At 60.9% G+C, this 25,172-nt stretch carries 24 protein-coding genes and 3 pseudogenes; 15 read left to right on the forward strand and 12 right to left on the reverse strand.

All coding sequences use genetic code 11. From position 1 onward, the window contains the following. Positions 1-5: 5 nt before the first annotated feature. The 5 genes from codA to ACQ4OB_RS26630 form a co-directional block, all read right to left on the reverse strand. Entirely contained in the window at positions 6-1,253 is a 1,248-nt protein-coding gene (gene codA / locus ACQ4OB_RS26610; RefSeq protein ID WP_074878579.1) for a cytosine deaminase, read from the reverse strand. 13 nt (positions 1,254-1,266) lie between these two features. After that, complete coding sequence (gene codB / locus ACQ4OB_RS26615) at positions 1,267-2,538, reverse strand: cytosine permease (RefSeq protein WP_430956774.1); 1,272 nt, start codon at positions 2,536-2,538, stop codon at positions 1,267-1,269. 265 nt (positions 2,539-2,803) lie between these two features. Next, the gene (locus tag ACQ4OB_RS26620; protein ID WP_076028071.1) at positions 2,804-3,628 is read right to left on the reverse strand and encodes an alpha/beta fold hydrolase; all 825 of its coding nucleotides are present in this window, start codon (positions 3,626-3,628) and stop codon (positions 2,804-2,806) included. A gap of 162 nt (positions 3,629-3,790) precedes the next feature. After that, positions 3,791-4,147, reverse strand: a complete 357-nt coding sequence (gene queD / locus ACQ4OB_RS26625; protein ID WP_008152165.1) for a 6-carboxytetrahydropterin synthase QueD — start codon at positions 4,145-4,147, stop codon at positions 3,791-3,793. Positions 4,148-4,241: 94 nt separating this feature from the next. Then, positions 4,242-5,321, reverse strand: a complete 1,080-nt coding sequence (locus ACQ4OB_RS26630) for a patatin-like phospholipase family protein (protein WP_430956775.1) — start codon at positions 5,319-5,321, stop codon at positions 4,242-4,244. Positions 5,322-5,594: 273 nt separating this feature from the next. Here ACQ4OB_RS26630 and ACQ4OB_RS26635 point away from each other — a divergent pair, with 273 nt between their 5' ends. The 4 genes from ACQ4OB_RS26635 to ACQ4OB_RS26650 are packed head-to-tail and all read left to right on the forward strand — an operon-like array spanning position 5,595 to position 8,196. Next, entirely contained in the window at positions 5,595-5,903 is a 309-nt protein-coding gene (locus tag ACQ4OB_RS26635) for a PepSY domain-containing protein (RefSeq protein ID WP_074878570.1), read from the forward strand. Then, positions 5,903-6,214, forward strand: coding sequence for a PepSY domain-containing protein (locus ACQ4OB_RS26640; protein WP_074878568.1), 312 nt, complete (start codon positions 5,903-5,905; stop codon positions 6,212-6,214). Before ACQ4OB_RS26635 ends, ACQ4OB_RS26640 begins: the two co-directional genes overlap by 1 nt. 3 nt (positions 6,215-6,217) lie before the next feature. Then, on the forward strand, positions 6,218-6,886 hold the full coding sequence (locus ACQ4OB_RS26645) for a response regulator transcription factor (protein ID WP_008152159.1): 669 nt from the start codon (positions 6,218-6,220) through the stop codon (positions 6,884-6,886). After that, entirely contained in the window at positions 6,883-8,196 is a 1,314-nt protein-coding gene (locus ACQ4OB_RS26650) for a sensor histidine kinase (RefSeq protein WP_076028069.1), read from the forward strand. The genes ACQ4OB_RS26645 and ACQ4OB_RS26650 overlap by 4 nt, the downstream gene beginning before the upstream one ends. A 119-nt stretch (positions 8,197-8,315) precedes the next feature. On the opposite strand, the gene ACQ4OB_RS26655 is transcribed toward ACQ4OB_RS26650, so the two are convergent. Beyond that, positions 8,316-9,071 (reverse strand): methyl-accepting chemotaxis protein, encoded by a 756-nt coding sequence (locus tag ACQ4OB_RS26655; RefSeq protein ID WP_371916924.1) that lies wholly within the window; start codon positions 9,069-9,071, stop codon positions 8,316-8,318. A gap of 102 nt (positions 9,072-9,173) precedes the next feature. Next, positions 9,174-10,463 (reverse strand): annotated as a pseudogene (locus ACQ4OB_RS26660) (HAMP domain-containing protein); the annotation flags it as partial. A 371-nt stretch (positions 10,464-10,834) separates the two neighbouring features. On the opposite strand from ACQ4OB_RS26660, the gene ACQ4OB_RS26665 reads away from it, so the two are divergent. From ACQ4OB_RS26665 to ACQ4OB_RS26675, 3 genes and pseudogenes are all read left to right on the forward strand, one after another. After that, the gene (locus ACQ4OB_RS26665; RefSeq protein ID WP_162493974.1) at positions 10,835-12,151 is read left to right on the forward strand and encodes a Na+/H+ antiporter family protein; all 1,317 of its coding nucleotides are present in this window, start codon (positions 10,835-10,837) and stop codon (positions 12,149-12,151) included. Positions 12,152-12,364: 213 nt separating this feature from the next. Continuing rightward, a pseudogene (locus ACQ4OB_RS26670) lies at positions 12,365-13,135 on the forward strand (cache domain-containing protein); the annotation flags it as partial. 318 nt (positions 13,136-13,453) lie between these two features. Continuing rightward, a pseudogene (locus ACQ4OB_RS26675) lies at positions 13,454-14,041 on the forward strand (methyl-accepting chemotaxis protein); the annotation flags it as partial. A gap of 160 nt (positions 14,042-14,201) precedes the next feature. Here ACQ4OB_RS26675 and ACQ4OB_RS26680 read toward each other — a convergent pair. After that, the gene (locus tag ACQ4OB_RS26680; protein WP_430956776.1) at positions 14,202-15,137 is read right to left on the reverse strand and encodes a LysR family transcriptional regulator; all 936 of its coding nucleotides are present in this window, start codon (positions 15,135-15,137) and stop codon (positions 14,202-14,204) included. Positions 15,138-15,265: 128 nt separating this feature from the next. Here ACQ4OB_RS26680 and ACQ4OB_RS26685 point away from each other — a divergent pair, with 128 nt between their 5' ends. From ACQ4OB_RS26685 to ACQ4OB_RS26695, 3 genes are all read left to right on the forward strand, one after another. Next, the gene (locus tag ACQ4OB_RS26685; RefSeq protein ID WP_430956777.1) at positions 15,266-15,751 is read left to right on the forward strand and encodes a DMT family transporter; all 486 of its coding nucleotides are present in this window, start codon (positions 15,266-15,268) and stop codon (positions 15,749-15,751) included. Beyond that, positions 15,751-16,206, forward strand: coding sequence for a DMT family transporter (locus tag ACQ4OB_RS26690; protein WP_074878555.1), 456 nt, complete (start codon positions 15,751-15,753; stop codon positions 16,204-16,206). Before ACQ4OB_RS26685 ends, ACQ4OB_RS26690 begins: the two co-directional genes overlap by 1 nt. A gap of 73 nt (positions 16,207-16,279) precedes the next feature. Next, a complete protein-coding gene (locus tag ACQ4OB_RS26695; RefSeq protein WP_074878553.1) occupies positions 16,280-16,444 on the forward strand; it encodes a metallothionein in 165 nt (54 codons plus the stop codon). 26 nt (positions 16,445-16,470) lie between these two features. On the opposite strand, the gene ACQ4OB_RS26700 is transcribed toward ACQ4OB_RS26695, so the two are convergent. After that, on the reverse strand, positions 16,471-16,749 hold the full coding sequence (locus ACQ4OB_RS26700; RefSeq protein WP_074878551.1) for a hypothetical protein: 279 nt from the start codon (positions 16,747-16,749) through the stop codon (positions 16,471-16,473). A 38-nt stretch (positions 16,750-16,787) separates the two neighbouring features. Further along, entirely contained in the window at positions 16,788-17,015 is a 228-nt protein-coding gene (locus ACQ4OB_RS26705; protein WP_074880815.1) for a DUF6555 family protein, read from the reverse strand. Between the two features lie 249 nt (positions 17,016-17,264). On the opposite strand from ACQ4OB_RS26705, the gene selD reads away from it, so the two are divergent. Further along, positions 17,265-18,299 carry a selenide, water dikinase SelD gene (gene selD / locus ACQ4OB_RS26710; RefSeq protein ID WP_102616333.1) on the forward strand — a complete coding sequence of 345 codons (1,035 nt, stop codon included), beginning with the start codon at positions 17,265-17,267 and terminating at the stop codon, positions 18,297-18,299. Beyond that, positions 18,299-19,402 (forward strand): tRNA 2-selenouridine(34) synthase MnmH, encoded by a 1,104-nt coding sequence (gene mnmH, locus ACQ4OB_RS26715; protein ID WP_430956778.1) that lies wholly within the window; start codon positions 18,299-18,301, stop codon positions 19,400-19,402. Before selD ends, mnmH begins: the two co-directional genes overlap by 1 nt. A gap of 173 nt (positions 19,403-19,575) precedes the next feature. Here mnmH and ACQ4OB_RS26720 read toward each other — a convergent pair whose 3' ends face one another. Next, positions 19,576-20,250 (reverse strand): histidine phosphatase family protein, encoded by a 675-nt coding sequence (locus tag ACQ4OB_RS26720; RefSeq protein ID WP_074878545.1) that lies wholly within the window; start codon positions 20,248-20,250, stop codon positions 19,576-19,578. Between the two features lie 370 nt (positions 20,251-20,620). Here ACQ4OB_RS26720 and ACQ4OB_RS26725 point away from each other — a divergent pair, with 370 nt between their 5' ends. The 3 genes from ACQ4OB_RS26725 to hemB all read left to right on the forward strand — a co-directional run bounded on the left by ACQ4OB_RS26725 (position 20,621) and on the right by hemB (position 23,444). After that, the gene (locus ACQ4OB_RS26725; RefSeq protein WP_074878542.1) at positions 20,621-21,334 is read left to right on the forward strand and encodes a glutathione binding-like protein; all 714 of its coding nucleotides are present in this window, start codon (positions 20,621-20,623) and stop codon (positions 21,332-21,334) included. An 18-nt stretch (positions 21,335-21,352) separates the two neighbouring features. After that, positions 21,353-22,195 (forward strand): PhzF family phenazine biosynthesis protein, encoded by an 843-nt coding sequence (locus tag ACQ4OB_RS26730; RefSeq protein WP_074878540.1) that lies wholly within the window; start codon positions 21,353-21,355, stop codon positions 22,193-22,195. A gap of 274 nt (positions 22,196-22,469) precedes the next feature. Beyond that, complete coding sequence (gene hemB / locus ACQ4OB_RS26735; protein ID WP_430956779.1) at positions 22,470-23,444, forward strand: porphobilinogen synthase; 975 nt, start codon at positions 22,470-22,472, stop codon at positions 23,442-23,444. Between the two features lie 43 nt (positions 23,445-23,487). On the opposite strand, the gene ACQ4OB_RS26740 is transcribed toward hemB, so the two are convergent. Next, on the reverse strand, positions 23,488-25,023 hold the full coding sequence (locus ACQ4OB_RS26740) for an FAD-dependent oxidoreductase (protein ID WP_074878538.1): 1,536 nt from the start codon (positions 25,021-25,023) through the stop codon (positions 23,488-23,490). Positions 25,024-25,172: the final 149 nt, after the last annotated feature.

Below are 25,172 nucleotides of genomic sequence, written 5' to 3' on the forward strand. Positions count from 1 at the left end.
AAATCTCAGCTCTGATCGCCGAAGAACTCCACCACCGGCATCTGCCGCTTCATCAACACCTTGCCATCGCGCACCGAATAAAGCGGCAGGCCCTGGCTGCGGATCACTTCGTAATCGCTGTCCGCCGATAGAATCAGCAAATTCGCTGGTCGCCCGCGTTCCAGTCCATAACGATCACCCAGGTTCATGGCCTTGGCACTGTTGTCGGTGACCAGGTCCAGCGCGCTTTGCAGGTTGCGGTAACCGAGCATGTGGCAGATGTGCAGGCCGGCTTCGAGCACCCGCAAGATATTGCCGTTGCCCAGCGGATACCACGGATCGACGATCGAATCCTGGCCGAAACACACGTTCATGCCCGCTTCCAGCAACTCATTCACTCGGGTCACGCCACGGCGTTTCGGGAAGTTGTCGAAGCGCCCTTGCAGGTGAATGCTTTCGGTGGGGCAGGAGACAAAACTGATCCCTGAATGCCCGAGCAGGCGAAACAGTTTGGCGCAGTAAGCGTTGTCGTAAGAGCCCATGGCCGTGGTGTGGCTGGCGGTGACCCGCGAGCCCATGTCGCGGCTGCGGGCTTCTTCAGCCAGCACCTCAAGAAAGCGTGAATGCGGGTCGTCGGTTTCATCGCAATGCACGTCCACCAGGCAACCGGTGCGCTCAGCCAGGTCCATCAGGAATTTCACTGAGCTCACGCCTTGATCGCGGGTGTACTCGAAATGCGGAATGCCGCCGACCACATCGGCGCCCATGCGGATCGCTTCTTCCATCAGGTCCCGACCGTTGCGGTATGACTCGATGCCTTCCTGCGGGAACGCAACGATTTGCATGTCGATCAGGTGACGGCTTTCCTCACGCACTTCGAGCATCGCCTTGAGCGCGGTGAGCTGCGGGTCGGTGACGTCGACGTGGGTGCGCACGTGCTGGATGCCGTGGGCAGCGAGGGTCTGGATGGTTTTCTTCGCGCGGGTTTTGGTGTCCTCTTCGGTGATGGTCACCTTGCGCTCGCCCCAGCACTCGATGCCTTCGAACAGCGTGCCGCTCATGTTCCAGCGCGGTTCGCCGGCGGTGAGTGTGGCGTCGAGGTGGATGTGTGGCTCGACGAAGGGTGGCACCACCAGGTTGCCGCCGGCGTCCAGATCATCGGGCCCCAGGGTCGGGGCTTCGGTTTGTCGGGCGATGTTGCTGATCAGGCCGTTTTCCAGGTGCAACTCATGCAGGCCATCTTGGTTGCGCAGGCGGGCGTTGATGATGTGCATCAGGTGAATCCTTTTATAGATCTTGTAATGGTGCGTCGGCAGTACGGGCACCCAGCACGCCGGTCAGTACTACATACGTTAACGCGGCTGCGGCAATCCCTACCAGCGGCGCGACCCACGGTGAACTGAACGCAGCCACGGTGCCGACTGCGTAAGCGGCCAAGCCAGACCAGTTGAACGCCGGCAACCGGGCGTCGGCCAGACGTGGATATTGACCACGATAGCGGTAGAAGAAGTCCGCCATGATCACGCCGCCAATCGGCGGAATCACGGTGCCCAGCAAAATCAGGTAGGGCACCAGCAGATCGTACATGCCCAGCAATGCCAGCAATGTGCCGATCACCGCGCCCGCCAGGGTCACGGTTTTGCGACGGCCGGTGCGCAGCAGGTTGCAACCGGCGACGGCGAAGTTGTAGATGGTGTTGTCCTGGGTGCTCCAGATATTGAGCAGCAACATCGCCATCGCCGCCATGGCGAAGCCTTGCAACAGCAACACTTCGACCACGTCCGGTTGCTGGTAGACGATGGCGCCATAGGCACCGATCAACACCATCAGGCCGTTGCCGATGAAAAAGCCGATCAGGCTCGCCAGCACCGCGACGCGTGCCGAGCGGGAGAAGCGCGTCCAGTTGGTCGCCTGGGTTGCACCGCTGACGAAGGTGCCGAACACCAGGGTAATCGCGGTCGACCAATCCAGTGTTCCCGTCGGGACTACTGCGAGCAAACCGTCGAGCCCGCCGACCTTCACCGTGGCCACCCACATCGACAGCATCAGCAGCAACATCATCGCCGGTACGGCGATGTACGACAGAATCTCCAGCCCGCGATAACCGACATACGCGGTCGCGCAAAACAGCAGGCCGAACAGCACCATCAGCCCCAGAACGGTGCCCTCGCTCAATTCGAAATACTTGCCCAGCACCACGGCGGCAGTGGCGGTGCCCCAGGCGTACCAGCCGATCTGGGTAAAGCCGAGGATCAGATCGCTGAGCTTGCTGCCCACTTCACCGAAGCAAAAACGTCCCATCAGCACCGAATTCAGACCGCTCTTGAAGGCGATGTAACCCAGGCCGGCGGCGTAAATCCCCAGCAGCAGGTTGCCGACGACGATCACCGCCATCATCTCGCCGAAGCTGAACGCCACACCCAGCTTGCCGCCGGCAAACATGGTCGCGGTAAAAAAGGTGAAACCCAGCAGGACCATGGCCGTTGAGGCCAGGCCCTTGCGGGCATGCATCGGGACTTCGCTGAGGGGGTAATCGTTGCCGGGATCGTTCTGCGTCATGGGGCGTTCCTTGCTGAATGAGTGACGCGGGGGTGTGTTGCAGTGGTCGTGCCAAGCGTGCGGTGGTGTAGTTATTTATAGCCGAGCGGGGGGATTTGGCTTGAGGAAGGCTCGATAGCGGTGCGGCAGTGATGCAAGTTGGAACACTGCCATTGATCGTTCCCACGCTCTGCGTGGGAATGCCTCAATGGACGCTCCGCGTCCGCTTCGGCAGGGACGCGGAGCGTCCCGGGCTGCATTCCCACGCGGAGCGTGGGAACGATCATCAATCAGCCGAAGGTAAAAACCGCAGGAGCGCTGCGACGATCGCTTCCGGCGCATCTTCCTGAACCAGATGCCCGGCATTCGCAATCGCCTGAAACCGCGACCCAGGGATCATCTGATGCAACGCCTGCCCACGCTCGATGGGAATCCACTGATCGTCTTCCCCCCACAGAATCTGCACCGGACAACGAATCGTCGGGTACAGCCCTTCGGCCTCACGGGTATAGCGCTCGTCCATCTGTGCGATCTGTCGATAGAACGCCGCTTGTCCCGGATCGCCGAGCCACGGCTGCACGTAAGGCGCGAGTTCATGATCAGGAATCTCGCGCTTGATTGCCCCGCGTATATAGGCCGGCACGATCACCCGCTGAATGTAATCGGGCAGGCCGCTGAACGCCGCCTCATGCTGGCGCACATGCTGCACAAACGGCGAACCCCAGGGCGTCAGCGCCACGGGATCAATCAGCGTCAGGCTGCGGTAATCCTTGCCGTTCAGCAGGTGAGCACGCAATGCGGTGGCGCCGCCGAAGTCGTGAGCGACCACGTCTGGCCGTTCCAGGCCCCAGTGATCGAGCAAATGAGCCAGCAGGTCGTTCTGCACGCCCAGCGACACATCGCCCTCGATTTTCTCCGATAGCCCATAACCCAGCAGGTCAAAGTAATGCACCCGATGGGTGGTGATGAAGTGCGGCGCAATCCGGTGCCACACGTAAGAAGAAAAAGGCGTGCCATGCACGAACACCAACGGCGGACCGTCGCCCCTTACGGCGTAACGAACGGATCGCCCGTTGAAGCGATAGGTCTGAGGCAGCGGCCAGTCAGTCATTGGGGGTGTCCTCTTGGCGTGGGGAAGCCAAAAAGCATAGGCATAAAAAAACAGCCGATGAAGGCTGTTTTTATATTCACTGACGAAACGCAGTTCACTGTGGGAGTGAGCCGCCCGGAGCCGGTTCGCTCCCACAGGGATTTTGTTGTCTTTTAAATCAGCTTACTCGCCGTGATAGATGCAGCCGCTGGTGCACGTCTCGTGGATGCGGATCGCGCTGAGTTCCGGCAGCAGTGGCTTCAATTCCTTCCAGATGAACTTGGCCAGCACTTCACTGGTCGGGTTTTCCAGGCCAGGAATGTCATTCAGGTAGTTGTGGTCCAGGCGCTCATAGAGCGGCTTGAAGATCGCCTTGATTTCCGAGAAATCACGGATCCAGCCCGTGTGCGGATCGAGGTCGCCGCTCAGGTGGATCGCCACTTTGAACGAGTGACCGTGCAGGCGGCCGCACTTGTGGCCTTCCGGCACGTGGGGCAGGCGGTGGGCGGATTCGAAGGTAAATTCCTTGAAGATTTCCAAAGTGATTTCAGCTCTGTCAGGTGGCGATCGCCGTGGCGATGTGGGCAGGCGGCGAGTTTAACAGTTTGCGTTTGGCGTTGCGGGAAAACACTGACTAAAGGGTCAGCAAGCGTTCCCCAAGGCGACCGCTGGCAGCCAGTTCGAGGAACTCATCGCCCATGCGACGGCTTTCATCCATCGTCGTGCGCCAGTATTTCTGCCGGCTCGGGGCATCGCCCATGAAGCGTTTGAAGTCGTTGCGGTCCGGGAGTTTGCCGTAGGGCAGGCGCGCCAGGTAATCCTTCGACGGCGCCAGCAACAAGACATCCTGCAAGCGCGCAGGACACGCGCGGCGCCACGGCAGGGTCTTGTCGAACCAGCCGGGAATCACCCGGTCGGTGAAATGCGGATAGAGCACGATGTCGTTGCCGCTGTAGGGCAGGTCGAGGTGATAGTCCAGCAGACCGCCATCGCGAAACGTCCCGGCACCGGCACCCGGTAAATCACGTACGCCTTCCATTACCATCGGGATCGAGCCCGACGCGAGCAAGGCCTGGCGCAGGTTGCCGGCCTCCAGCGCAACGAAGCGCGAGGGGAAGTCGTTGAGCGCATTGACCGGCGGTGCCAGGCGCGGATCGTGAATGATCAGCCGCTCGAAATGCCGCGACAACCGTGCCCGACCGCGCAGGTTGTCGGCGATCACCGATGACAGGCCCAACCCCAGTCGGCCGCGATGATCGTCGGCCAGCAGGCCGTGGCTTTTGACCACCATGATGTTCAGGCGGTAATGGGCGTTGTCCAGAATCGACGCATCGCGGCCGTCGAGTAGCTCATCGAGCATGCGCCGGGAGCTCTGGCTGATCTGCGCCATGGTCACGCCCTTGGCGAAGTTCTGCTCGGTGTAGAGATGACCGAGGCGGCGGATACCTTCGGCGGCATCCGGCAGACACGCGCTGGCGAAGCGCCAGGAACCCACCGACGCACCGATCAACGAGCGCTCCCGCGGTGCCGCCGGCAGCCATTCGCCGAACAACGCCAAATCCAGGCCTTGAATCCCCAACGCCTTGGGACCACCGGCGGCACCCGGCAGTGTGCCGACATCGGCGGGGCTCAAACCGTTTTCACGGATGCGCGCCAAGGCGCGAGGACCGGCCTTGAGGGTCAGGGAAGGGAACTTGATGTGGATGGCGGTCATACCGGTCTCAATGTTGGCAGGCGGGGGATTATAAACAGGTCAGGCAACGCCACCAGCCCACTGTGGGAGCGAGCCTGCTCGCGATAGCGGTGTATCAGTCGGTATTAGTATTGGCTGACCCACCGCTATCGCGAGCAGGCTCGCTCCTACAGGGTTTTGTGTATGCCGGTGATGTCGCGTTGTCATCACTAATGATGGCAATTCAGTTTCAGTTAAGTTCGCCCCGTTAAGGTGCACTCCGTAGGCAACACATAAAAAACACGGAGACACCCCATGAAAACCCTGACTGCCCTGTTCACCGCGTCGATCATCGGCATGACCGCCAGCATCGCCCACGCTCGCGACCTCGGACCCGACGAAGCCCTGAGACTGCGCGACGCTGGTACCATTGTGTCTTTCGAGAAACTCAACGCTACCGCCCTGACCAAACACCCGGGTGCCACCATCACCGAAACCGAGCTGGAAGAAGAGTACGGCAAGTACATCTATCAGGTGGAAATGCGTGACCCTCAGGGTATCGAGTGGGATCTGGAATTGGACGCCGTCAGCGGGCAGGTTCTCAAGGATCATCAGGATACGTAATGAACGTAAATCTATGCGCCAGAGGTCGAATGGCCCTGGTGCTTCTGGCTTTTTGCTCGGTGGTCATGGCTCGCGACCTGGATCAGGACGAGGCCCTGCGCCTGCGCCAACAGGGCGTGATCCTGCCGCTGGAGCAGCTGTTGCAGCAAGCGCTGGACCGCTATCCCGGGGCCAAATTGCTGGAAGCCGAGCTTGAAGAGAAACACGACGTCTACATTTATGAAGTCGAATTGCTGACCAGCGAAGGTGTGGTCCGCGAACTGGACCTCGACGCCATTACCGGCCAGTTACTGAAAGACAAGGAAGATTGATCGATGCGTTTGCTCCTGGTGGAAGACCATGTGCCGCTGGCCGATGAACTGATGGCCGGCCTCAACCGTCAGGGTTACGCCGTGGACTGGCTGGCCGACGGTCGCGACGCTGTGTATCAGGGCAGCAGCGAGCCCTATGACCTGATCATCCTCGACCTCGGCCTGCCGGGTTTGCCAGGGCTCGACGTGCTGACGCAATGGCGGGCCGCTGGCCTGTCGACGCCCGTGCTGATCCTCACCGCCCGTGATTCCTGGGCCGAACGGATCGAAGGCCTCAAGGCCGGCGCCGACGATTACCTGACCAAACCCTTCCACCCCGAAGAACTGCACTTACGCGTCCAGGCGCTGTTGCGCCGTTCCCATGGCCATGCCAACCAGCCGACGCTCAAGGCCGCCGGGCTGCACCTGGACGAAGGCCGCCAATGCGTGACCCGCGACGGCGCCGACATCCAGCTGACCGCCGCTGAATTTCGCCTGCTGCGTTATTTCATGCTGCACCCCGAGCAGATTCTTTCCAAAAGCCACCTCGCCGAACACCTCTACGACGGTGAAACCGAGCGCGACTCCAACGTGCTCGAAGTCCACGTCAACCACCTGCGGCGCAAACTCGGGCGCAGCGTCATCGAAACCCGTCGCGGCCAGGGTTACCTGTTCGGCGGGCAAGCCCAGTGAGGTCGATCCAGCGCCGCTTGAGCCTGGGGTTGATCAGCGTGATGGTGATCGTCGGCCTGGTGCTGGCGCAGACCAGCCTGTGGCTGTTCGAAATGGGTTTGCATCGCTACCTCGAAGCCGGGCTGCGCAACGACAGCGAAAACCTGCTGGTGGCGCTGGTGCGTGGGCCGCAGGGTTTACAGCTGGATGAGCGACACCTGTCGCCGGCCTATCAGCGACCGTTTTCCGGGCATTATTTCCGCATCGATTTTGCCGACAAGCATTGGCGTTCCCGTTCGCTGTGGGATCAGGAACTGCCGCGCCTCGACCATGCCGGCCTGCACAGCAACCTGCAATTGGGGCCGGAAGGCCAGCAATTGCTGGTGCTGCGTTCAGACTATCGACGGCTCGGCCAATCGATTTCGATCAGCGTGGCCCAGGATTACACGCCAGTGCGCGAGAGTTTCCGGCGCATGCAGCAAGTCGGTCTGGGGCTTGGTTTGGCGGGGCTGCTGCTGATTCTGCTGCTGCAACGCATCACCGTGCGCCGCGCCTTGCGCCCGCTGGAAAAGGCCCGTGAGCAGATCGCCCAGTTGCAGCAAGGCCAGCGCTCGCAACTCGATGATCAGGTGCCGGTAGAGCTTGAGCCGCTGGTGGCGCAGATCAACCATTTGCTGGCGCACACCGAAGACAGCCTCAAGCGTTCGCGCAATGCGCTGGGCAACCTCGGCCACGCCTTGAAAACCCCGCTGGCGGTGTTGTTGAGCCTGGCCTCAAGCGAGAAGCTCGATGCGCAGCCAGAACTGCGCAAGGTTATTAAGGCGCAGCTGGAACAAGTCCAGCAGCGACTCAATCGCGAACTCAATCGTGCACGGTTATCCGGCGATGCGTTGCCGGGGGCGCTGTTTGATTGCGATGCCGAATTGCCTGGGTTACTGGCGACCTTGAACATGATTCATGGCGAGCATCTGGACCTCAGCTATAGGGCGCCGAAGGGGTTGCAACTGCCTTGGGATCGCGAAGATTTGCTCGAACTGCTTGGTAACCTGCTGGACAACGCCTGCAAATGGGCAGATGCCGAGGTTCGGTTGAGCGTGGTCGAGACGGCCGAAGGGTTTGAGTTAAGCGTGGAAGACGATGGGCCGGGGATTCCTGAAAACCAGCGCGATCAGGTGTTCGGCCGGGGTACTCGGCTTGATGAACAAACGGATGGGCATGGGTTGGGATTGGGGATTGTGCGGGACATCGTCGATACGTGGGGCGGGGTGTTGCGGCTGGAGGAGAGTGAGTGGGGCGGGTTGAAGGTTGTAATCGAATTACCTCGTCGATGATCGTTCCCACGCTCCGCGTGGGAATGCATCCCGTGACGCTCTGCGTCACATCCCAAAGCGGAACGCGGAGCGTCCCTGGCGGCATTCCCACGCGGAGCGTGGGAACGATCGGCGTCAGGTCAAACCCTGAACTGATCCATCAAGCTCTGCTGCTGATTCGCCAGGCTATTGAGTGACTGACTCACCCGCGCCGATTCATTTGCCTGTCCCGACAGCGACTCTGTCACATCCCGAATCGTCGCCACGTTGTTGTTGATCTCCTCGGCCACGGCACTTTGCTCTTCCGCAGCACTGGCGATCTGCAAGTTCATGTCGCTGATCACCGTCACCGCCTCACCAATCTGCCGCAGCGCCGTCACCGCCTGACCGACCTGTTCGACACTGCCCTGAGCCTGACGATGGCTGCTGTTCATCGAGCCGACCACGTCCTGAGTGCCACTCTGCAACTGCTCGATCACCAGGCGGGTTTCTTCGACGGACTCCTGGGTCCGGCGTGCCAGGTTGCGCACTTCATCGGCCACGACGGCAAAACCACGCCCGGCTTCACCGGCACGAGCGGCCTCGATGGCGGCGTTCAGCGCCAGCAGGTTGGTCTGCTCGGCGATGGCGCGAATCACTTCCAGCACCGAACCGATCTTCTCGCTGTTGGCCGCCAGGCCTTCGACTTGCACCATCGCCGCGCTCATGTCGGCGGCGAGGTTGTCGATGCTGGCGGTGGTGCGGTCGATCACGGTCAGACCGCGACGGGTGGCCTGATCCGCGTCCCGCGCAGCCTGTGCCGCTTGCGCTGCACTGCGCGCGACATCCTGGGCGGTGGCGCTCATTTCGTGGGAAGCGGTCGCGACCTGATCCACCTGACGGTATTGCTGCTCCATGCCGGCGCTGGTCTGGGTGGCGATGGCGGACGACTGATCCGCCGTGTTGCGCGCGTCCTGCACCGAGCGTTTGACCTCGGCAATGATCGGTTGCAGCTTGTCGAGGAAGCGGTTGAACCAGCCGGCCAATTGGCCGAGTTCGTCCTTTTTGTCGTAGGCCAGGCGGCGGGTCAGGTCGCCTTCGCCGCTGGCAATGTCTTCGAGCATCTGCGCCACACCCAAAATCGGTTTGGTCACGCTGCGGGCCATCAACCACACCAGCAACAGGCCAATCAATGCGGCCAGTACACCCAGGCCGAGTTCGATCAGGGTGCCGGCGGTGTTGCTTTCATCGAGTTGCTTTTTCAACGCTTCGGCGGGGCCGACCAAAACTTTCTCCGGCACCTCGAGCAACACGCCCCAGGACTTGCCACCGGGAATCGGCTGGAACGGCGACAGCACTTTGAGCTGTTGATTGCCGTGCAGGCTTTCGGTCTTGCTGCTGGCGGCGAGCATGCGGATCAGCTCGGCACCGTTGGTTTTGTCCACGGCGTCCAGGCGCTGGCTGAGTTTGCTGGCGTCCGGGCTGTAACCGGCCAGCAAACCGACCGGGCTGATGATGCTGACGTTGGTCTGGCCGTCATAGAGCTTTTTGCTCGCGCCCTGGCTGATGGCTTGCAGGCTGTTGAGGTTGATGTCCACCGACAGCGACGCGATGACCTTGCCGTTGACCATCAGCGGGAAAACGATGCTGGTCATCAGCACGTTGTGGCCGTCGATCACGTAGAAGTAAGGTTCGATCACGCAGGGCTTGAGGGTCGTGCGCGGGCAGGTGAACCAGGCGTTGGCCGGTTCGCCGCTCGGGCCGGTGGTGGTGTCGGCCATGTCGCTTTCCGGTAGCGCCATCGACGTCACCTTGCCAGGCACAGGTTGCGACCAATAGAGCGCGAAACGGCCCTTGTCGTTGCTGCCCAGCTCGGCCTGGCCGGCGAACAGATCGTCCTTGCCGTCCAGCGCGTTGGCTTCGAACACCAGCGAGAGGCCGAGCAAGTCGGGGTTGGCTTGCAGGGCCGACTTGACCTGACGCGTCAGGTCCTCACGCAGGTCAAAGGCATCGAGGAAGCGCTTCTCGGCCTGATCGCGCAGGAACAGCACCTGACGCGAAAAACCGTGGCCGTATTGATAGGCGTCCATGAACTGCTGGCGAATCCCCAGCGCCTGGTTTTCACCCTGGGATTCGATCCGGGCCTGGGCTGCCTCGGTGAGCATCTCCATGCTGGAGGCTTTCACCATCTCGGAGCTTTGCTCCATGCGATACAGCGAAAGACCCACCAGCAGGGTCACGATGCCGGCCAGGCACAGCCCGGCCAGCAGGGTGATTTTCCATTGAATGGAAAGTTGTCTGAGCGACATGGAGACGTCCTTATTCGATATTTATCTGAGACTTTGCACTGTAACGGCCGCAATTCGGCTTTCTTTATTCGTTCAATCAAATAAGCCATCACACAAAACCTGTAGCAGCTGGCGAAGCCTGCGTTCGGCTGCGAAGCAGTCGTCAATTCGGGTGCTGAGGTGTTTCAGGCACACCACATGCGCAGGTTTTACGACTGCTACGCAGCCGAACGCAGGCTTCGCCAGCTGCTACAAGGGGTCGTGATCGCTTTGACAAGGCGTTAATGGTCCGGCAAAGTGCGCGCCCTCTAATAAAACCCTCACATTCCATCCGCTGGCGGCTCTTTGCAGACTGCCGGCCGGGCTCTTCCGTTTGCCTTGAGGTAACGATGATTAATGCTGTAATCGCTGCGGTCGGCGTCATGCTGATCCTCAGTCTGTCCCGCGTGCACGTCGTAATCGCGCTGATCGTAGGTGCCCTGGTGGGTGGTTTGACCGGTGGCCTGGGCGTTGACGCCACACTCAAAGCCTTCAATAGCGGCCTCGGTGGCGGTGCGACGGTCGCGTTGTCCTACGCATTGCTTGGCGCTTTCGCAGTGGCCATTGCCAAGTCCGGGCTGGCGCACGCGCTGGCAGACAAAGCCTTGCTGATGGTCGATCGTCAGCACGCCAGCGGTGGCCGTCAGGTCAAATGGCTGTTGATCGGTTTGCTGTGGGTGGTGGCCATCGCTTCGCAGAACATCCTGCCGATACATATCGCCTTTATTCCGCTGCTGGTGCCGCCGCTTTTATATGTGTTGACCAAGCTGCAGCTGGACCGCCGGTTGATTGCCTGCGTCATGACTTTCGGTCTGATCACGCCGTACATGTTCCTGCCCGTGGGCTTCGGCAACATTTTCCTAAATGAAATCCTGCTGGCCAACGTCGCCCGTAGCGGGGTGGACATCAGCGGCATCAACGTCACCCATGCCATGGGGATTCCGGCCTTGGGCATGGTCGTCGGGCTCGCGGCAGCGTTTGTCAGCTATCGCAAGAAGCGCGTCTACGATCTGGAAAAGATCGAGCAAGTCGAACAGGTCGCGGTGCAGTACAACCCGCTGAGCCTGATGATCGCCGGTCTGGCCATCGCGGTGGCGTTCATCATTCAGCTGTTGCTGGACTCGATGATCATCGGTGCGTTGGCGGGCTTTCTGATTTTTTCGGTGTCAGGCATCGTGAAGTGGCGTGAAACCGACGACCTGTTCACCGAAGGCATGAAGATGATGGCGATGATCGGTTTCATCATGATCGCCGCCTCCGGTTTTGCCGAGGTGATGAAAGCCACCGGTGAAGTGCAGACATTGGTCGAAACATCGGCTTCGTGGATCGGCCACAGCAAAGGCATTGGCGCGTTGCTGATGTTGTTGGTCGGACTGTTGGTGACCATGGGCATCGGTTCGTCGTTCTCCACCGTGCCGATCCTGGCCGCGATTTTTGTGCCGTTGTGCGTGCAACTGGGCTTCAGCCCGATCGCGATCGTGTGCATCGTCGGCACCGCCGGCGCGCTGGGCGATGCCGGTTCGCCCGCGTCGGACTCGACCCTCGGTCCGACCTCGGGCCTGAACATCGACGGCCAGCATCACCACATCTGGGACACCGTGGTCCCGACCTTCCTGCACTACAACCTGCCGTTGCTGGTGTTCGGCTGGGTGGCGGCGATGGTCCTCTAAGCCGGCCCACCACCGATCGTTCCCACGCTCTGCGTGGGAATGCCTCAACGGACGCTCCGCGTTCGGCTCTTGATGGGACGCGGAGCGTCCCGGGCTGCATTCCCACGCAGAGCGTGGGAACGATCAACAAGAGCCGCATTCAACTTTTGATGCTGCGTGCCGTTAAAGCCTCTAACCACGCCAATAAAATCAAAAGAGTGAACCGTCATGCGCATGAGCCTGAAGGCTAAAGTCCTGTCCCTTGCCGTCCTCCCGGTGTTGCTCTTTGCGCTGGTCATCAGCCTGACCACATTGTTCATTCTGCAGGAGCAGGCCCGCACGGAAGTCGAGGAAACTCGCCAGCGCCTGCTCAGCGATGCCAAGGCAACCCTGCAAAGTTACGTCGCCGTGGCCATGACCACGATCAAACCGCTCTATGACGCGGCCGCCCCCGGTGATGATGCGGCGCGGGCCCAGGTGGTCAAGTTGCTGTCGAGCATCACCTACGGCAAGGACGGCTACTTCTTCGGCTACGACTCCAACACCGTGCGCCTGTTCAAGGCCAACAGCCCGGAAGGTGTGGGCCAGAGCTTCAAGGACAACCGCGATCCGAACGGCGTTTACGTCAACCGCGACCTGGTGAAAGTCGCCAAGGACGGCACCCACTACCTGCAATACAGCTCGACGCTGCCCGGCAACACCCAAGTGCTGGTGCCGAAACTCGGCTACACCGAATACCTGCCGAAGTGGGACATGGCGGTCGGTACTTCGGTCAACCTCGACGGCATCGAAGCGCAAGTGGCGCTGGTCGAAATCAAGGTCCAGGAGCGCATGCAAGGCGTGGTGCTGAGCATCGTCGGGATTGCCGTGGTGGTGCTGTTGATGATTGCCGCTGCCGGGATGCTGCTGGCCAACACCATCTTGCGTCCGCTGAACCTGATGAAAGCCAACCTCGATGACATCGCGGCGGGCGAGGGCGACCTGACGCGTCGCCTGACCATCACCAGCCAGGACGAACTCGGCGAACTGGCCGGCTCGTTCAACCGCTTCGTCGACAAGATCCATGGCCTGGTGCGCCAGATCACCGAAATGACCTCGCAACTGACCGGGCTGGTGAATCAGGTCTCCGACCAGGCGCAGCGCTCGGATCAAGCCATGGAGCGTCAGCGTCACGAGACCGATCAGGTCGCCACGGCGATCAATCAAATGTCGGCGGCGGCTCAGGAAGTGGCGAAAAGTGCGCAAAACGCCGCAGTGGCTGCCCAGCAGACCGACGAAGAAGGCCAGGCTGCCAAGCGTGTGGTGGCCGGCAGCATCGTGAAGATTCATGCGTTGGTGGACGACATTCGCAGCAGCGGAGTGTCGCTGGACAGCCTGCAAAAAGACGTGTCGTCGATTGTCAGCGTACTCGGCGTGATCCGTTCGATTGCCGAGCAGACCAACCTGCTGGCGCTCAACGCCGCCATCGAAGCTGCCCGTGCCGGTGAGGCCGGTCGTGGTTTTGCGGTGGTGGCCGACGAGGTTCGGGCGCTGGCCAGTCGCACGCAAATCAGCACCCAGGAAATCCAGGGCATGATCGATCGCTTGCAGGCCGGCACTCAGTCGGCGGTGGAAGCGATGCGCCGTTCCAGCGAGGCCGGCGACGGCACCTCGGCCCAGGCCAACGAAGCGGGTGCCTCGCTGGACACCATGGCCCAGCTGATCGGCACCATCAACTCGATGAACGCGCAGATCGCCAGCGCCGCCGAAGAGCAGACCGCCGTGGCCGAAGAGATCAACCGCAGCGTGCACCAGATCGCTGTGGCCGTAGACAGTGTCGCCGACGAAACCCAACTCGGCGCCCAGACGTCCCGCAGCCTGGCCGACCTCGGTCAGCGCTTGGGCAAACTGGTGGGCCAGTTCCGCATCTGACGGACGATGCCTTTGTGGCGAGGGGGCTTGTGTGGCGAGGGAGCTTGCCCCCGTTGGGCTGCGCAGCGGCCCCAAAATCTTGCGAGCGCTGCGCACTCGAACGGGGCGATGCGGCGTTCCGACAAGCCCCCTCGCCACAGTGCCGTGTTCGACTTGGACGCTACGGTCTGTCCCAGTAGGGCACCGTGCCGAAGCATTCGACAAAGAAATCAATCACCGTCCGCACCTTCACCGACAACCGTCGGCTGCCAGGCCAGAGAACTGCAATCTGCTGCGGTTCCGGACTGTTGGACACCTGATACGCCCCGAGCACCGGCACCAGCGTGCCCTTGCGCACCGCCTCACCGATCAGCCACGACGGAAACATCACTAGCCCCAAGCCTTGTTCGGCGGCTTGCGTCAGGGTGTCGGCGTGGTTGCCGGTGATCGGACCCTTCACCGAGCAGGGCGTCCAGTCCTGCTGATCCTTGCGGAAAAACCAGCGTTGCTGGCCGGTCACGCCCTTGTAGGCCAGGCACTGATGCGCGGCCAGTTCTTCGGGATGTTGCGGTGTGCCGTGACGTTCCAGATAGGCCGGGCTCGCGGCGACTTGAAAACGATGGGGCGCCAGAATCCGCGCCTGCATGCTCGAATCGTGCAGCGCGCCGATGCGAAACAGCAGGTCGGCGCCTTCCTGCAACGGATCGACGTAGCTGTCGGTCTGCTGGATATCCAGTTGCAGTTTCGGGTAGCGCTCGCAGAGCCGCCCCAGCCACGGCGTCAGGTGCCGCTGACCGAACACCACTGGCGCGTTGATCCGCACCAGTCCGCTCGGTTCGCTTTGCTGTTCCTGCAGGGCCTGCTCGGCCTCTTCGAGTTGCACCAGCACCAGCCGCGCGTGATGACCCAGCATGCGCCCGGCTTCGGTAGGTGAGACGGCGCGGGTGTGGCGGTAGAGCAATTGCTGGCTCAGGGCTTGCTCCATCAATTGGATCTGCCGGGAAATCGAAGAAGGGGCCAGGCCTTCGCGACGGGCGACTTCGGAAAAACTGCCGTGGTCCAGCACCGCTACAAACAGCCGAAGTGCCTTGAATCCCAGTTCGTTGAGGCCATGCATGAGAAGTCCTGCTGTGCGAGTTGCGCAAAAGTGTTGTCAGGATGCTCCCATTTATCGCAAAGGATCGCCAGCCGATAATGCGCGCCACCCCATCCCCGCGTTCATCTGATAACTGGCAGGTTTTCGTTATGCAATCTTCTTCAATCGACATCGCTGAAACGCCAGCGCCCCAACCAGGGCTGCGACTGTTGCTGCTGCCACTGGTGATTCTGGCCGGCATGGGCCTGTCCGTGGAGGCAGGTCTGCTTGGGCCGCTCGGGGTTCAGGTCGGGCACTTGTGGGCGACCTTGAGCATCTTCGGTGTCGGCTCGGCGATTTTGTTCTTGCTGTTGCTGTTCAGCGGTCCGCAACAGGCGCCCGCCTTGAATGAACTGCCGCGCTGGCAGTTGATCGGCGGTTTTTTGGGGCCGATGTACGTAATCGTGCTGACCTTGGCCACGCCGCACATCGGCATTGCCATGACCATGATCGCGATCCTCTCCGGGCAGGTCGGCAAAAGCGTGTTGATCGACCACTTCGGCTGGTTCGGCGCTACCCGCAAAAAGGTCAACGGTGAACGTTGGCTGGCCTTGCTGCTGATTGTCGCGGCACTTGTTCTGATCGCTCGGGGTTGATGATGAATCTGATTATTTTGTTGGCGGTGGTCGTGGCGGCCGGTGCGGTGTTGAGTGTCCAGGCGGCGATCAATGGGCGATTGGGCGAAACGGTGGGCGTGTTGCGCAGCAGTTTGCTGACCTTCGTGGTCGGTGCAGTGACCACCGGACTGCTGATCCTGTTTTTCGAGCCGGCCCATGCCGTGAGTTTGCTGGACGTGCCGAAATGGCAGCTCAGCGGTGCACTGTTCGGGGTGGTGTACATGCTGGTGATGGTTGGCGCGGTGCCGCGGGTCGGCACGGCGGTCGCCACGGTGGCGGTGATCGTGGGGCAATTGGGGATGGGGATGTTGATCGATAACTTCGGCTGGCTGGGCAACCCGGCGATCGAGTTGTCCAGCAGCCGGATACTGGCGATGGTGTGTCTGGCATTGGCATTGCTGTTCATGTATCGCAGCAGTGCCCGGCAGGGGTGACGCAAGCTCCTACACTGGTGATACGGGTCGCATGTGCGAAACCCGGACGACCACCACCAATGGAGTCAGGCTCATGATCGACAGTGAAAGTAAATGCGACTGCCCCAAGTGCTCCTGCAAACTTGGCGAACATCCGATCGCGCGACACGGCAAGCACTATTGCTGTGAGGCCTGCGCCAAACACCATGAACATGGCGAAGAATGCGCGACCAAAGGTTGTAAGTGCGCCAAGGGCTGACACCCGTGACGCACAGAATGTGGAGCCTAATCAGGCTCCACTTCCAGCTTCAGGCTTTGATCTTCCAGCCGTTCGGTATGGCGGATGATTCCATTGAGTCGTCGCCCATCCACCTTCACCACCAGCGTTTTTGCCTGTTCCAGATCTTGCGGTACAGGTGACTGGACGCGGAGGGCGAAGCGGGTCGGGTCATGCTCGACTTGTTCAAGGCCGACCTCACACTCGGCACTTTTGGTGATCCGGCCAAACAGCGTATCGAGGCCGTAGTCCAGGTGTGCCTTGCTGGTAAGTTGCGTCGTTGTCATGCCCGATCCCTCCCAAAAGTCCAAGGCTGCGCCATCCGTTAATTCGCCGGCCGCCACTTGACGTTTTCCACGCCGAACTTCTCTGCCATCGGCTTGCTGGTTTTTTGCACCTTCTCACGGCCGAAGCGGGGGATTCGTCCGATCCCCGCGTCGCAACTTGCCCAATGCCAAGCCTCCGCGTTATCCATCTTGTCCAGGCGGATGATGAAAGACTTGGGCGCGCCATGAAGGGTGTATTCAATGACGAAAAGTTTTGCGTTGTTCATAAAGCCCATATTCCTCCCTGTGGTTATACAAGGATCGTTGGGGGGGCGGAAAATTCACTCGGATTGTCAGACGGATACCACCAATGCCGACAGACTGCTGGTTCGTTACCCTGCAATCCCTGAAATCCTGCGTCCCAGGCCGAACGGGGAGCATCCATTGAAGCATTCCCCTGTGGGAACGATCAGCTCCTTCGAAATAGGGGTTGATGTAAACTCCTCGGCACTGACTTCACGAGATGTGCCTCCCCCATGAGCGAACCGATTCGTCTGACCCAATACAGCCATGGTGCTGGATGTGGCTGCAAGATTTCTCCCCAAGTGCTGGAAGTGATCCTGGCCGGCAGCGGGGCGCAGAACCTTGACCCGAAACTCTGGGTCGGCAACGCCTCGCGCGATGACGCGGCGGTGTACGCCATTGATGAAGAACGCGGCGTGGTCTCGACCACCGACTTTTTCATGCCGATCGTCGACGACCCGTTCGACTTCGGCCGCATCGCCGCCACCAATGCCATCAGCGACATCTACGCCATGGGCGGCGATCCGTTGATGGCGATTGCGATCCTCGGCTGGCCAGTCAACGTGCTGGCCCCGGAGATTGCCCGGGAAGTGATTCGCGGCGGGCGTTCGGTTTGCGATGAAGCCGGCATTCCGTTGGCCGGTGGGCATTCCATCGACGCGCCAGAGCCGATCTTCGGCCTCGCCGTGACCGGTCTGGTGGAAAAGCGCCACATGAAGCGCAACGACACTGCTACCGTCGGTTGCCTGCTTTACCTCACCAAACCGCTGGGCATCGGCATCCTCACCACCGCCGAGAAGAAGGGCAAGTTGCGCCCTGCCGACATCGGCCTGGCCCGCGACTGGATGTGCACCCTGAACAAACCCGGCAGCCGTTTCGGCAAACTCGAAGGCGTCACCGCGATGACCGATGTCACCGGTTTCGGCCTGCTGGGGCATTTGGTGGAAATGGCCGATGGCAGCAACGTGACCGCGCGCATCGAGTACGACCGTGTGCCGCGTCTGCCGGGGGTCGAGTACTACCTCGACCAAGGCTGCGTGCCGGGCGGGACGCTGCGCAACTTTGACAGCTACGCCAGCAAGCTGGGGCGTCTTCAGGAAATGCACAAGCGCGTGCTCTGCGATCCGCAGACCAGCGGTGGCCTGCTGGTTGCGGTCACCCCCGAAGGTAACGAACACTTCCTCAAAGTGGCTGCCGAGCTGGGCCTGACCCTCGAGCCGATCGGTGAACTGATCGAGCGACAGACAAACGCGGTCGAGGTGTTTTGATGTCCATCGAATACACCGATTACCGCGACATTTTCCTCAACGACCGACCGATGATGGATGCCCGTGCGCCGGTCGAATTTCTCAAAGGCTCGTTCCCCGGCGTGATCAACCTGCCGCTGATGAATGACCATGAGCGGCAACGGGTCGGCACTTGTTACAAGCAACACGGCCAGCAAGCGGCCATTACGCTGGGGCACCAGTTGGTGTCCGGCGAGATAAAAGCCGAGCGTATCCAGGCCTGGGCCGATTTTGCCCGGGCTCATCCTGATGGGTATTTGTATTGTTTTCGCGGTGGTTTGCGTTCGCAGATCGTCCAGCAATGGCTCAAGGACGAGGCGGGCATCGACTATCCGCGAGTGGGTGGCGGCTACAAGGCCATGCGCACCTTCTTGCTCGACACGCTCGATCAGGCGGTTGCCCAGTGTGATTTCGTCTTGCTGGGCGGCATGACCGGCACCGGCAAAACCGAAGTGCTCACGCAGTTGAGCAACGGCCTGGACCTTGAAGGTCACGCCCATCATCGCGGCTCCAGTTTCGGCAAACGTGCCACTGGCCAGCCCTCCAACATCGATTTTGAGAACTGCCTGGCGGTGGACGTGCTGAAGAAGCGCGCCCACGGCATCGAGCAGTTTGTGCTGGAAGACGAGAGCCGCGCGATCGGCAGTTGTGCGCTACCGCTGCCGCTGTTTCAGGGCATGCAGCAGTTTCCGATGGTCTGGCTGGAAGACAGCCTGGAAGGGCGGGTCGAACGGATCCTGCGCGATTACGTGGTGGACTTGTGTGCCGAGTTCATCGGTGTGCATGGCGATGAAGGTTTCGCGCTGTTTTCCGAGCGCCTGCTGGAGAGCCTGAACAATGTGCAGAAACGTCTGGGCGGTGAGCGCCATCGACGGCTGTTGATGTTGATGGAAGACGCGCTGACGGAGCAGGCGAGCAGCGGGGCCGTGGACTTGCACCGGGGCTGGATCGAAGGGTTGCTTCGCGAGTATTACGACCCGATGTATGCGTTTCAGCGGGAGAAGAAAGGGGGGCGCATTGAATTCGCCGGGGAGCGGGTTGCGGTGCTTGAATACCTGCGCGAGCGGCGCATCAATCAGAAGTAATGTGTTGGATTTGCCGGCCCCATCGTCGGAACGCCGCCCGGAGCAGGCTCACTCCCACATTTGATTTGGGGTGGGCACAAATGTTGTGGTCACAGCAGGCACCTGTGGGAATGAGCCTGCTCCGGGCGGCGTTCCGACGATGAGGCCCTGACAGGCACCAAATCCCTTAAAGCTTATGTCGGACAAGTCTCCTGCCCATTATCCAGACCTTGCTTGTAGGCGTGGCTCTGCACACTGGCCTTGCCGTTGTGCCAGGTCAGAGTGAGCACGTACAGCGAGTCGTAGTCGCTGGATTCCCAGTCATCGGTAATGTTCTGTTTCTTGCCAACGGCTTCTCCAGCAACCCTGTTGATCAGCTCCGGCAGGTAGCCGGAGGACCAGGCGGTGTAGATGACCGAGTTGTGATATTTGTCGTGGAGCAATTCATCGGCCAGGTCGCTGGTGTCGTTGGCCGAGAAATTGATGTTCACCGGCAAACCGAGCTTGATCGCGCTGGGGCTGATGGTCATCAGGGGACGAATGTAACTGTAGGAATTGTCCAGTTCGCCTTCTTCGACATTGCGCGTCGGGTTGGCGGCAAACACATAGTTGGCCTTGCCGAATTTTTCCGGCAGCAAGGTGGCCAGGTCGATGGCACGGTTCAGGCCCTGGCAGTTGAGCTGGCCGAGGCCGCCGGCGGGTTTTTCCGCATGGCGCAGGAACACCAGCGTCTGGGTGCCGTCCGCCGGTTGGGCGCGGCTTTCGCTGGACTCAAGGGACAGGAACAGCGCGCTGACCGCCAACAGGGAAGGCAGGAGGACATACGCGCGATGTTTGAAGCGTTGGGCGAATTTGAAAAGGTTCATCATTTGAATAGGTGATCTTCAGCGCATTCAGTTAAGGCTGACAAACCTTTACACCGCCAGCTCCGTGCATCGGGTGTTTTCCATGTCGTTGGGCCGGTCCGTTTCCGAAAGGGCAATGCTCAGAGTCCTCTGAAGCCCATTTGGTTCGATCCGAGCGAGTGCGCAGCACTGTAGCGGCAACCTGAGATGGGTTAGAGCAGAGGTTATCGACAGGATGTTGCGGATTTATGGACACAGTACAGGTCTCGGCGCCATTCACAGGCTGCGATCTTCTGATCTTGCTCATCAGCAATATTGATAACGCCAAAAATTCGCGGCCGTCGCCAGGCCTACATTATGATCAGCGTCGACTTTTTTCGTGTGGATGCTTCCCATGACCGATCTGTCCGCGTTCCCGATTACCCAAAAATGGCCGGCTCAATACCCCGAGTGGATCCAGCTTTACTCCTTGCCGACTCCCAACGGCGTCAAGGTGTCGATCATGCTCGAAGAGATCGGACTGCCCTACGAGCCGCATCGGGTGGCCTTCGACACCCACGACCAGATGTCCCCCGAATTTCTTTCGCTGAACCCCAACAACAAGATCCCGGCGATCCTCGACCCCCACGGTCCGGGGGACCAACCCCTGGCACTGTTCGAGTCCGGGGCGATTCTGATTTACCTGGCCGACAAGAGCGGGCAACTGCTGGCCCAGGAATCGGCGGCTCGCTACGAGACCATTGCGTGGCTGATGTTTCAGATGGGCGGCATCGGGCCGATGTTCGGCCAGCTCGGTTTTTTCAACAAATTTGCCGGCAAGGACTACGAGGACAAACGTCCCCGCGACCGCTACGTCGATGAAAGCAGACGCCTGCTCAATGTCCTCGATAACCGTCTGGAAGGGCGCAACTGGATCATGGGCGAGCGCTACACCATCGCCGACATCGCAACCTTCCCCTGGGTGCGCAACCTGATCGGCTTCTATGAGGCTGGCGAGCTGGTGGGCATAAACGACTTCACCAACGTCACGCGGGTGCTGGAGCGCTTTCTGGCGCGGCCGGCGGTGATGCGCGGGCTGGAAATCCCCAAGCCAAACGCTTCGATTTGATCAATACCAAGGAAGGCCATGCACTCATTCGATTTCAAGCAAGTAGATGTCTTCAGCCGTGTTGCGCTCAAGGGCAATCCGTTGGCGGTGGTGTTCGGCGCCGATGAGCTCAGCGATGAGTACATGGCGGCGTTCGCCAGCTGGACCAACCTCAGCGAAACCACATTCATACTCGAACCGCGCGATCCTCGCGCTGACTATCGCGTGCGGATTTTCACCACCCTGAGCGAATTGCCGTTCGCCGGTCACCCGACACTGGGCACCTGCCATGCGTGGCTGGAGGCCGGTGGTGTGCCCAAGGGCGAAGAGATCATTCAGGAATGCGGCGTGGGGCTGGTGCGGGTTCGTCGACAAGGGGCAGAGCTGGCCTTTCTCGCACCGGCATTGCTCAAAACCGGGCCGGTGGAAGCCGATGTGGTGGAACGGGTGCGGCGGGGGCTAGGCCTGGAATCGGGGGCGATCGTGCGCACTCAGTGGGTCGACAACGGTGCGGGGTGGCTGGCCGTGATGGTCGAGGATCGCCAGCAGGTGCTGGACCTGCAACCGGATCATTCGCAAATGCTTGGCCTGGCCGTCGGTGTCATCGCGCCCTGGCATCCCGAGCGTGATGGTGATGACGCACAGTTCGAAGTACGGGCGTTCATCTCCGGCGACGGCATGCCGGAAGACCCCGCCACCGGCAGCCTGAACGCCGGAATTGCCCAGTGGTTACTCAACGCAGGACTGGCGCCGACGTCCTATGTGGTCAGCCAGGGCCTGACCATGGGCCGCGCCGGGCGCATTCAGGTCGAGCAAGTGGGCGACGAGATCTGGATCGGCGGCGCGGTGGTGACCTGCATCAGCGGAACGCTGACACTGTAAGCGACATGTGGCAGTTGCCGAGCCTGCGCTGATCGTTCCCACGCTCCGCGTGGGAATGCCTCTTGTGACGCTCCGCGTCACGCTTTTGGGACGCAGAGCGTCCCTGGTTGCATTCCCACGCAGAGCGTGGGAACGATCATCTGATGGGGAGCGGTGATTATTGCCGAACCGGTAAGGGTTTTTCCTCACCTGAGGTTTGTGCCCTGCAAGGTCCAGGGCATAAGCTTCGCCCCCTACGACTTTCGTCTCGTCCTCCGTTTTTCAGGAAATCCACATGTCCAGTCAGTTCCCCGAAGCACGTCCACGCCGCCTGCGCCGCAATGCGAGCCTGCGCAGCCTGTTCCAGGAAACCGAGTTCAGCTTGAACGATCTGGTGCTGCCGATTTTCGTCGAAGAAGAGATCGATGACTTCGTCCCGATCAAAAGCATGCCCGGCGTGATGCGTATCCCGGAGTCGAAACTGGCGGGTGAAATCGAGCGTTATGCCCGCGCCGGGATCAAGTCGGTGATGACGTTCGGCGTGTCGCACCATTTGGACGGCAACGGTAGCGACACCTGGAGCGATAACGGTCTGGTGTCGCGCATGTCGCGCATCGCCAAGGATGCGGTGCCGGACATGATCGTGATGTCCGACACCTGCTTCTGTGAGTACACCGACCATGGTCATTGCGGCGTGCTGCACAACCATGAAGTCGACAACGACCAGACCCTGATTAACCTCGGCAAGCAAGCGGTGGCCGCGGCCCGTGCCGGCGCCGATGTGATCGCCCCGTCGGCCGCCATGGACGGGCAGGTTCAGGCCATTCGCCGGGCGCTCGATGAAGCGGGTTTCAGCCAGACCGCGATCATGGCTTATTCGACCAAGTTTGCCTCGGCGCTCTACGGTCCGTTCCGTGAAGCCGGCGGCAGCGCACTCAAGGGCGATCGCAAAAGTTACCAGATGAACCCGATGAACCGTCGCGAAGCGGTACGCGAATCCCTGATGGACGAGCAGGAGGGCGCTGACGCGCTGATGGTCAAACCGGCCGGCGCCTACCTGGACATCATCCGCGACATCCGTGAAGCCTCGCGCTTGCCGCTCTCGGCGTATCAGGTGAGCGGCGAGTACGCGATGATCAAATTCGCCGCCCAGGCCGGGGCGATCGATGAAGATCGCGTGGTGCGTGAGAGCCTCGGCGCGATCAAGCGGGCCGGGGCGGATCTGATCTTCACTTACTTTGCGATGGACCTGGCGCTGGCCGGGATCTGAGATCTTGACGTGATCGTTCCCACGCAGAGCGTGGGAACGATCATCAGCGGACGCCAAAAAACGGCCTGATCCCGTGATCCCGCAAGTACCGCTCGATCACCTTGGGATCGGCAGAATTGTCGGCAATCGCCACATACGTGTCCGGTCGCAACAGGTAAAACCCGTTACGCGCCAGCCCCGCCGCTTCAAACGCCGGCCGCCAGTCAAACACATGCAACGGCAAATGATGTTCGTGGCACCAGGCGATCATTTCGTCGCTGGTGTCGCCATACACATGCACCTGCCAGGTCAGACACTTCAGCGATTCGAAATTGTCCCCCTCACCATCGTGAGCCCACGGCAGGCGATCGCCACCATGAACATGACCGGCAACGCCCGCGCTCAACGGCATCCCGCGATAATTCAGGGTGATCTGCGACACCGTGCGAAACAGGAACTCGCGGGACGCCTCAAACGATGCCATTTTCGGAATCAACAACGGCGTCAGGCGCGTGCGCAGTAAATCCGCGATGCGCCCTTCGGCCGTGACAAAGCTGAACACCCGATCGGTGGTGGCGACCAGTTTGCGGGCAAACGCGATGCGCTCGGTTTCGTAAGTGTCGAGGAGTTTGGCCTCAGCGCCGCCGCTCAACACCGCCGCGAGTTTCCAGGCGAGGTTGATGGCATCGCCAATGCCGGTGTTCATGCCCTGGCCCCCGGCGGGGCTGTGGACGTGGGCGGCGTCACCCAATAGAAACGCGCGCCCGGTTTGAAAGTGATCCGCCACCCGATGATGCACGCGGTAGGTCGAGAACCAGTTCAGTTGCTCGATCTTCACTTTCATATGCTCGATGGCCCGGCTGCTGACGTCTTCAAATTGCAGGGTGTCGACCTGGTCGGCGCGTTCGTCGCGTACGGTGCCGATCAGACGGGCGCGGCCTTCACCGGCCAAGGGAAACACCGCGAGAAAATCCGCTTCATCGAGATCCACGTGCAGTTCGCCGTTGAACGTCGGCCCGCTGGCTTGCACGTCGGCGACGTAGAAAACCTGTTGGTAGGTGCCGCCAGGGAAACCGGTGTCCAGGGTTTTGCGCACGATCGACCGGGCACCGTCACAACCCGCCAGATAGCAGGCCTGGCAGGTTTGCTCCTGACCATCGGCCAAGCGCAAAAAGGCGGTGATGCCGTCACCGGTTTCCACGAAATTCTCAAGCTCAGTGTTGCGTTCAACCTGGACGCCAAAGGCTTCGAGGCGGTCGATCAGCAGCCGTTCGTGTTCGTCCTGAGGAAAGATTTCGAGGAACGCATAGGGCGTCAGGCCTTCACCGATGCGGCTCAGTGGCAAGCGCGCCACGGGTTCGCCCTTGACCCAGAAATTGGCGGCGGCCACTCGATGACCGTTCTGCACCACGGCATTGCTGAGGTCGAGCTGGCGATACAGCTCCAGCGTCCGCGCCTGGACGGCCAGCGCCCGCGACGTGGTTCCGGGTGCTGACGTCTTGTCGATGATGCGCACTTGCACGCCAAGCTTGCTCAGCCACAGCGCCAACACCAGTCCGGTCGGGCCGGCGCCGATGATCAGTACGTCGCTACGGTTCATGAGCCTGTCCTCCTCGGTGTGTGGCTCAAGTATGGTTCAGCCGCGACGGACGGGCGGGTTGTCTGCCAAACGGAGAAAGGCCCCGCAGCCCTGATGCCGACCAAGCCAAAACGCGATCCGTAGCAGCTGGCGAAGCCTGCGTTCGGCTG

This window comes from Pseudomonas sp. ES4, assembly GCF_050586665.1.
Classification (GTDB): domain Bacteria; phylum Pseudomonadota; class Gammaproteobacteria; order Pseudomonadales; family Pseudomonadaceae; genus Aquipseudomonas; species Aquipseudomonas frederiksbergensis.

Bases quoted from the DNA above. Each gene is read 5' to 3' on its own strand.
- codA (WP_074878579.1), bottom strand. From the start codon at position 1,253: ATGCACATCATCAACGCCCGCCTGCGCAACCAAGATGGCCTGCATGAG.
- codB (WP_430956774.1), bottom strand. From the start codon at position 2,538: ATGACGCAGAACGATCCCGGCAACGATTACCCCCTCAGCGAAGTCCCG.
- ACQ4OB_RS26620 (WP_076028071.1), bottom strand. From the start codon at position 3,628: ATGACTGACTGGCCGCTGCCTCAGACCTATCGCTTCAACGGGCGATCC.
- ACQ4OB_RS26630 (WP_430956775.1), bottom strand. From the start codon at position 5,321: ATGACCGCCATCCACATCAAGTTCCCTTCCCTGACCCTCAAGGCCGGT.
- ACQ4OB_RS26635 (WP_074878570.1), top strand. From the start codon at position 5,595: ATGAAAACCCTGACTGCCCTGTTCACCGCGTCGATCATCGGCATGACC.
- ACQ4OB_RS26640 (WP_074878568.1), top strand. From the start codon at position 5,903: ATGAACGTAAATCTATGCGCCAGAGGTCGAATGGCCCTGGTGCTTCTG.
- ACQ4OB_RS26645 (WP_008152159.1), top strand. From the start codon at position 6,218: ATGCGTTTGCTCCTGGTGGAAGACCATGTGCCGCTGGCCGATGAACTG.
- ACQ4OB_RS26655 (WP_371916924.1), bottom strand. From the start codon at position 9,071: ATGGAGCAGCAATACCGTCAGGTGGATCAGGTCGCGACCGCTTCCCAC.
- ACQ4OB_RS26680 (WP_430956776.1), bottom strand. From the start codon at position 15,137: ATGCATGGCCTCAACGAACTGGGATTCAAGGCACTTCGGCTGTTTGTA.
- ACQ4OB_RS26685 (WP_430956777.1), top strand. From the start codon at position 15,266: ATGCAATCTTCTTCAATCGACATCGCTGAAACGCCAGCGCCCCAACCA.
- ACQ4OB_RS26690 (WP_074878555.1), top strand. From the start codon at position 15,751: ATGATGAATCTGATTATTTTGTTGGCGGTGGTCGTGGCGGCCGGTGCG.
- ACQ4OB_RS26695 (WP_074878553.1), top strand. From the start codon at position 16,280: ATGATCGACAGTGAAAGTAAATGCGACTGCCCCAAGTGCTCCTGCAAA.
- ACQ4OB_RS26700 (WP_074878551.1), bottom strand. From the start codon at position 16,749: ATGACAACGACGCAACTTACCAGCAAGGCACACCTGGACTACGGCCTC.
- ACQ4OB_RS26705 (WP_074880815.1), bottom strand. From the start codon at position 17,015: ATGAACAACGCAAAACTTTTCGTCATTGAATACACCCTTCATGGCGCG.
- selD (WP_102616333.1), top strand. From the start codon at position 17,265: ATGAGCGAACCGATTCGTCTGACCCAATACAGCCATGGTGCTGGATGT.
- mnmH (WP_430956778.1), top strand. From the start codon at position 18,299: ATGTCCATCGAATACACCGATTACCGCGACATTTTCCTCAACGACCGA.
- ACQ4OB_RS26720 (WP_074878545.1), bottom strand. From the start codon at position 20,250: ATGATGAACCTTTTCAAATTCGCCCAACGCTTCAAACATCGCGCGTAT.
- ACQ4OB_RS26725 (WP_074878542.1), top strand. From the start codon at position 20,621: ATGACCGATCTGTCCGCGTTCCCGATTACCCAAAAATGGCCGGCTCAA.
- ACQ4OB_RS26730 (WP_074878540.1), top strand. From the start codon at position 21,353: ATGCACTCATTCGATTTCAAGCAAGTAGATGTCTTCAGCCGTGTTGCG.
- hemB (WP_430956779.1), top strand. From the start codon at position 22,470: ATGTCCAGTCAGTTCCCCGAAGCACGTCCACGCCGCCTGCGCCGCAAT.
- ACQ4OB_RS26740 (WP_074878538.1), bottom strand. From the start codon at position 25,023: ATGAACCGTAGCGACGTACTGATCATCGGCGCCGGCCCGACCGGACTG.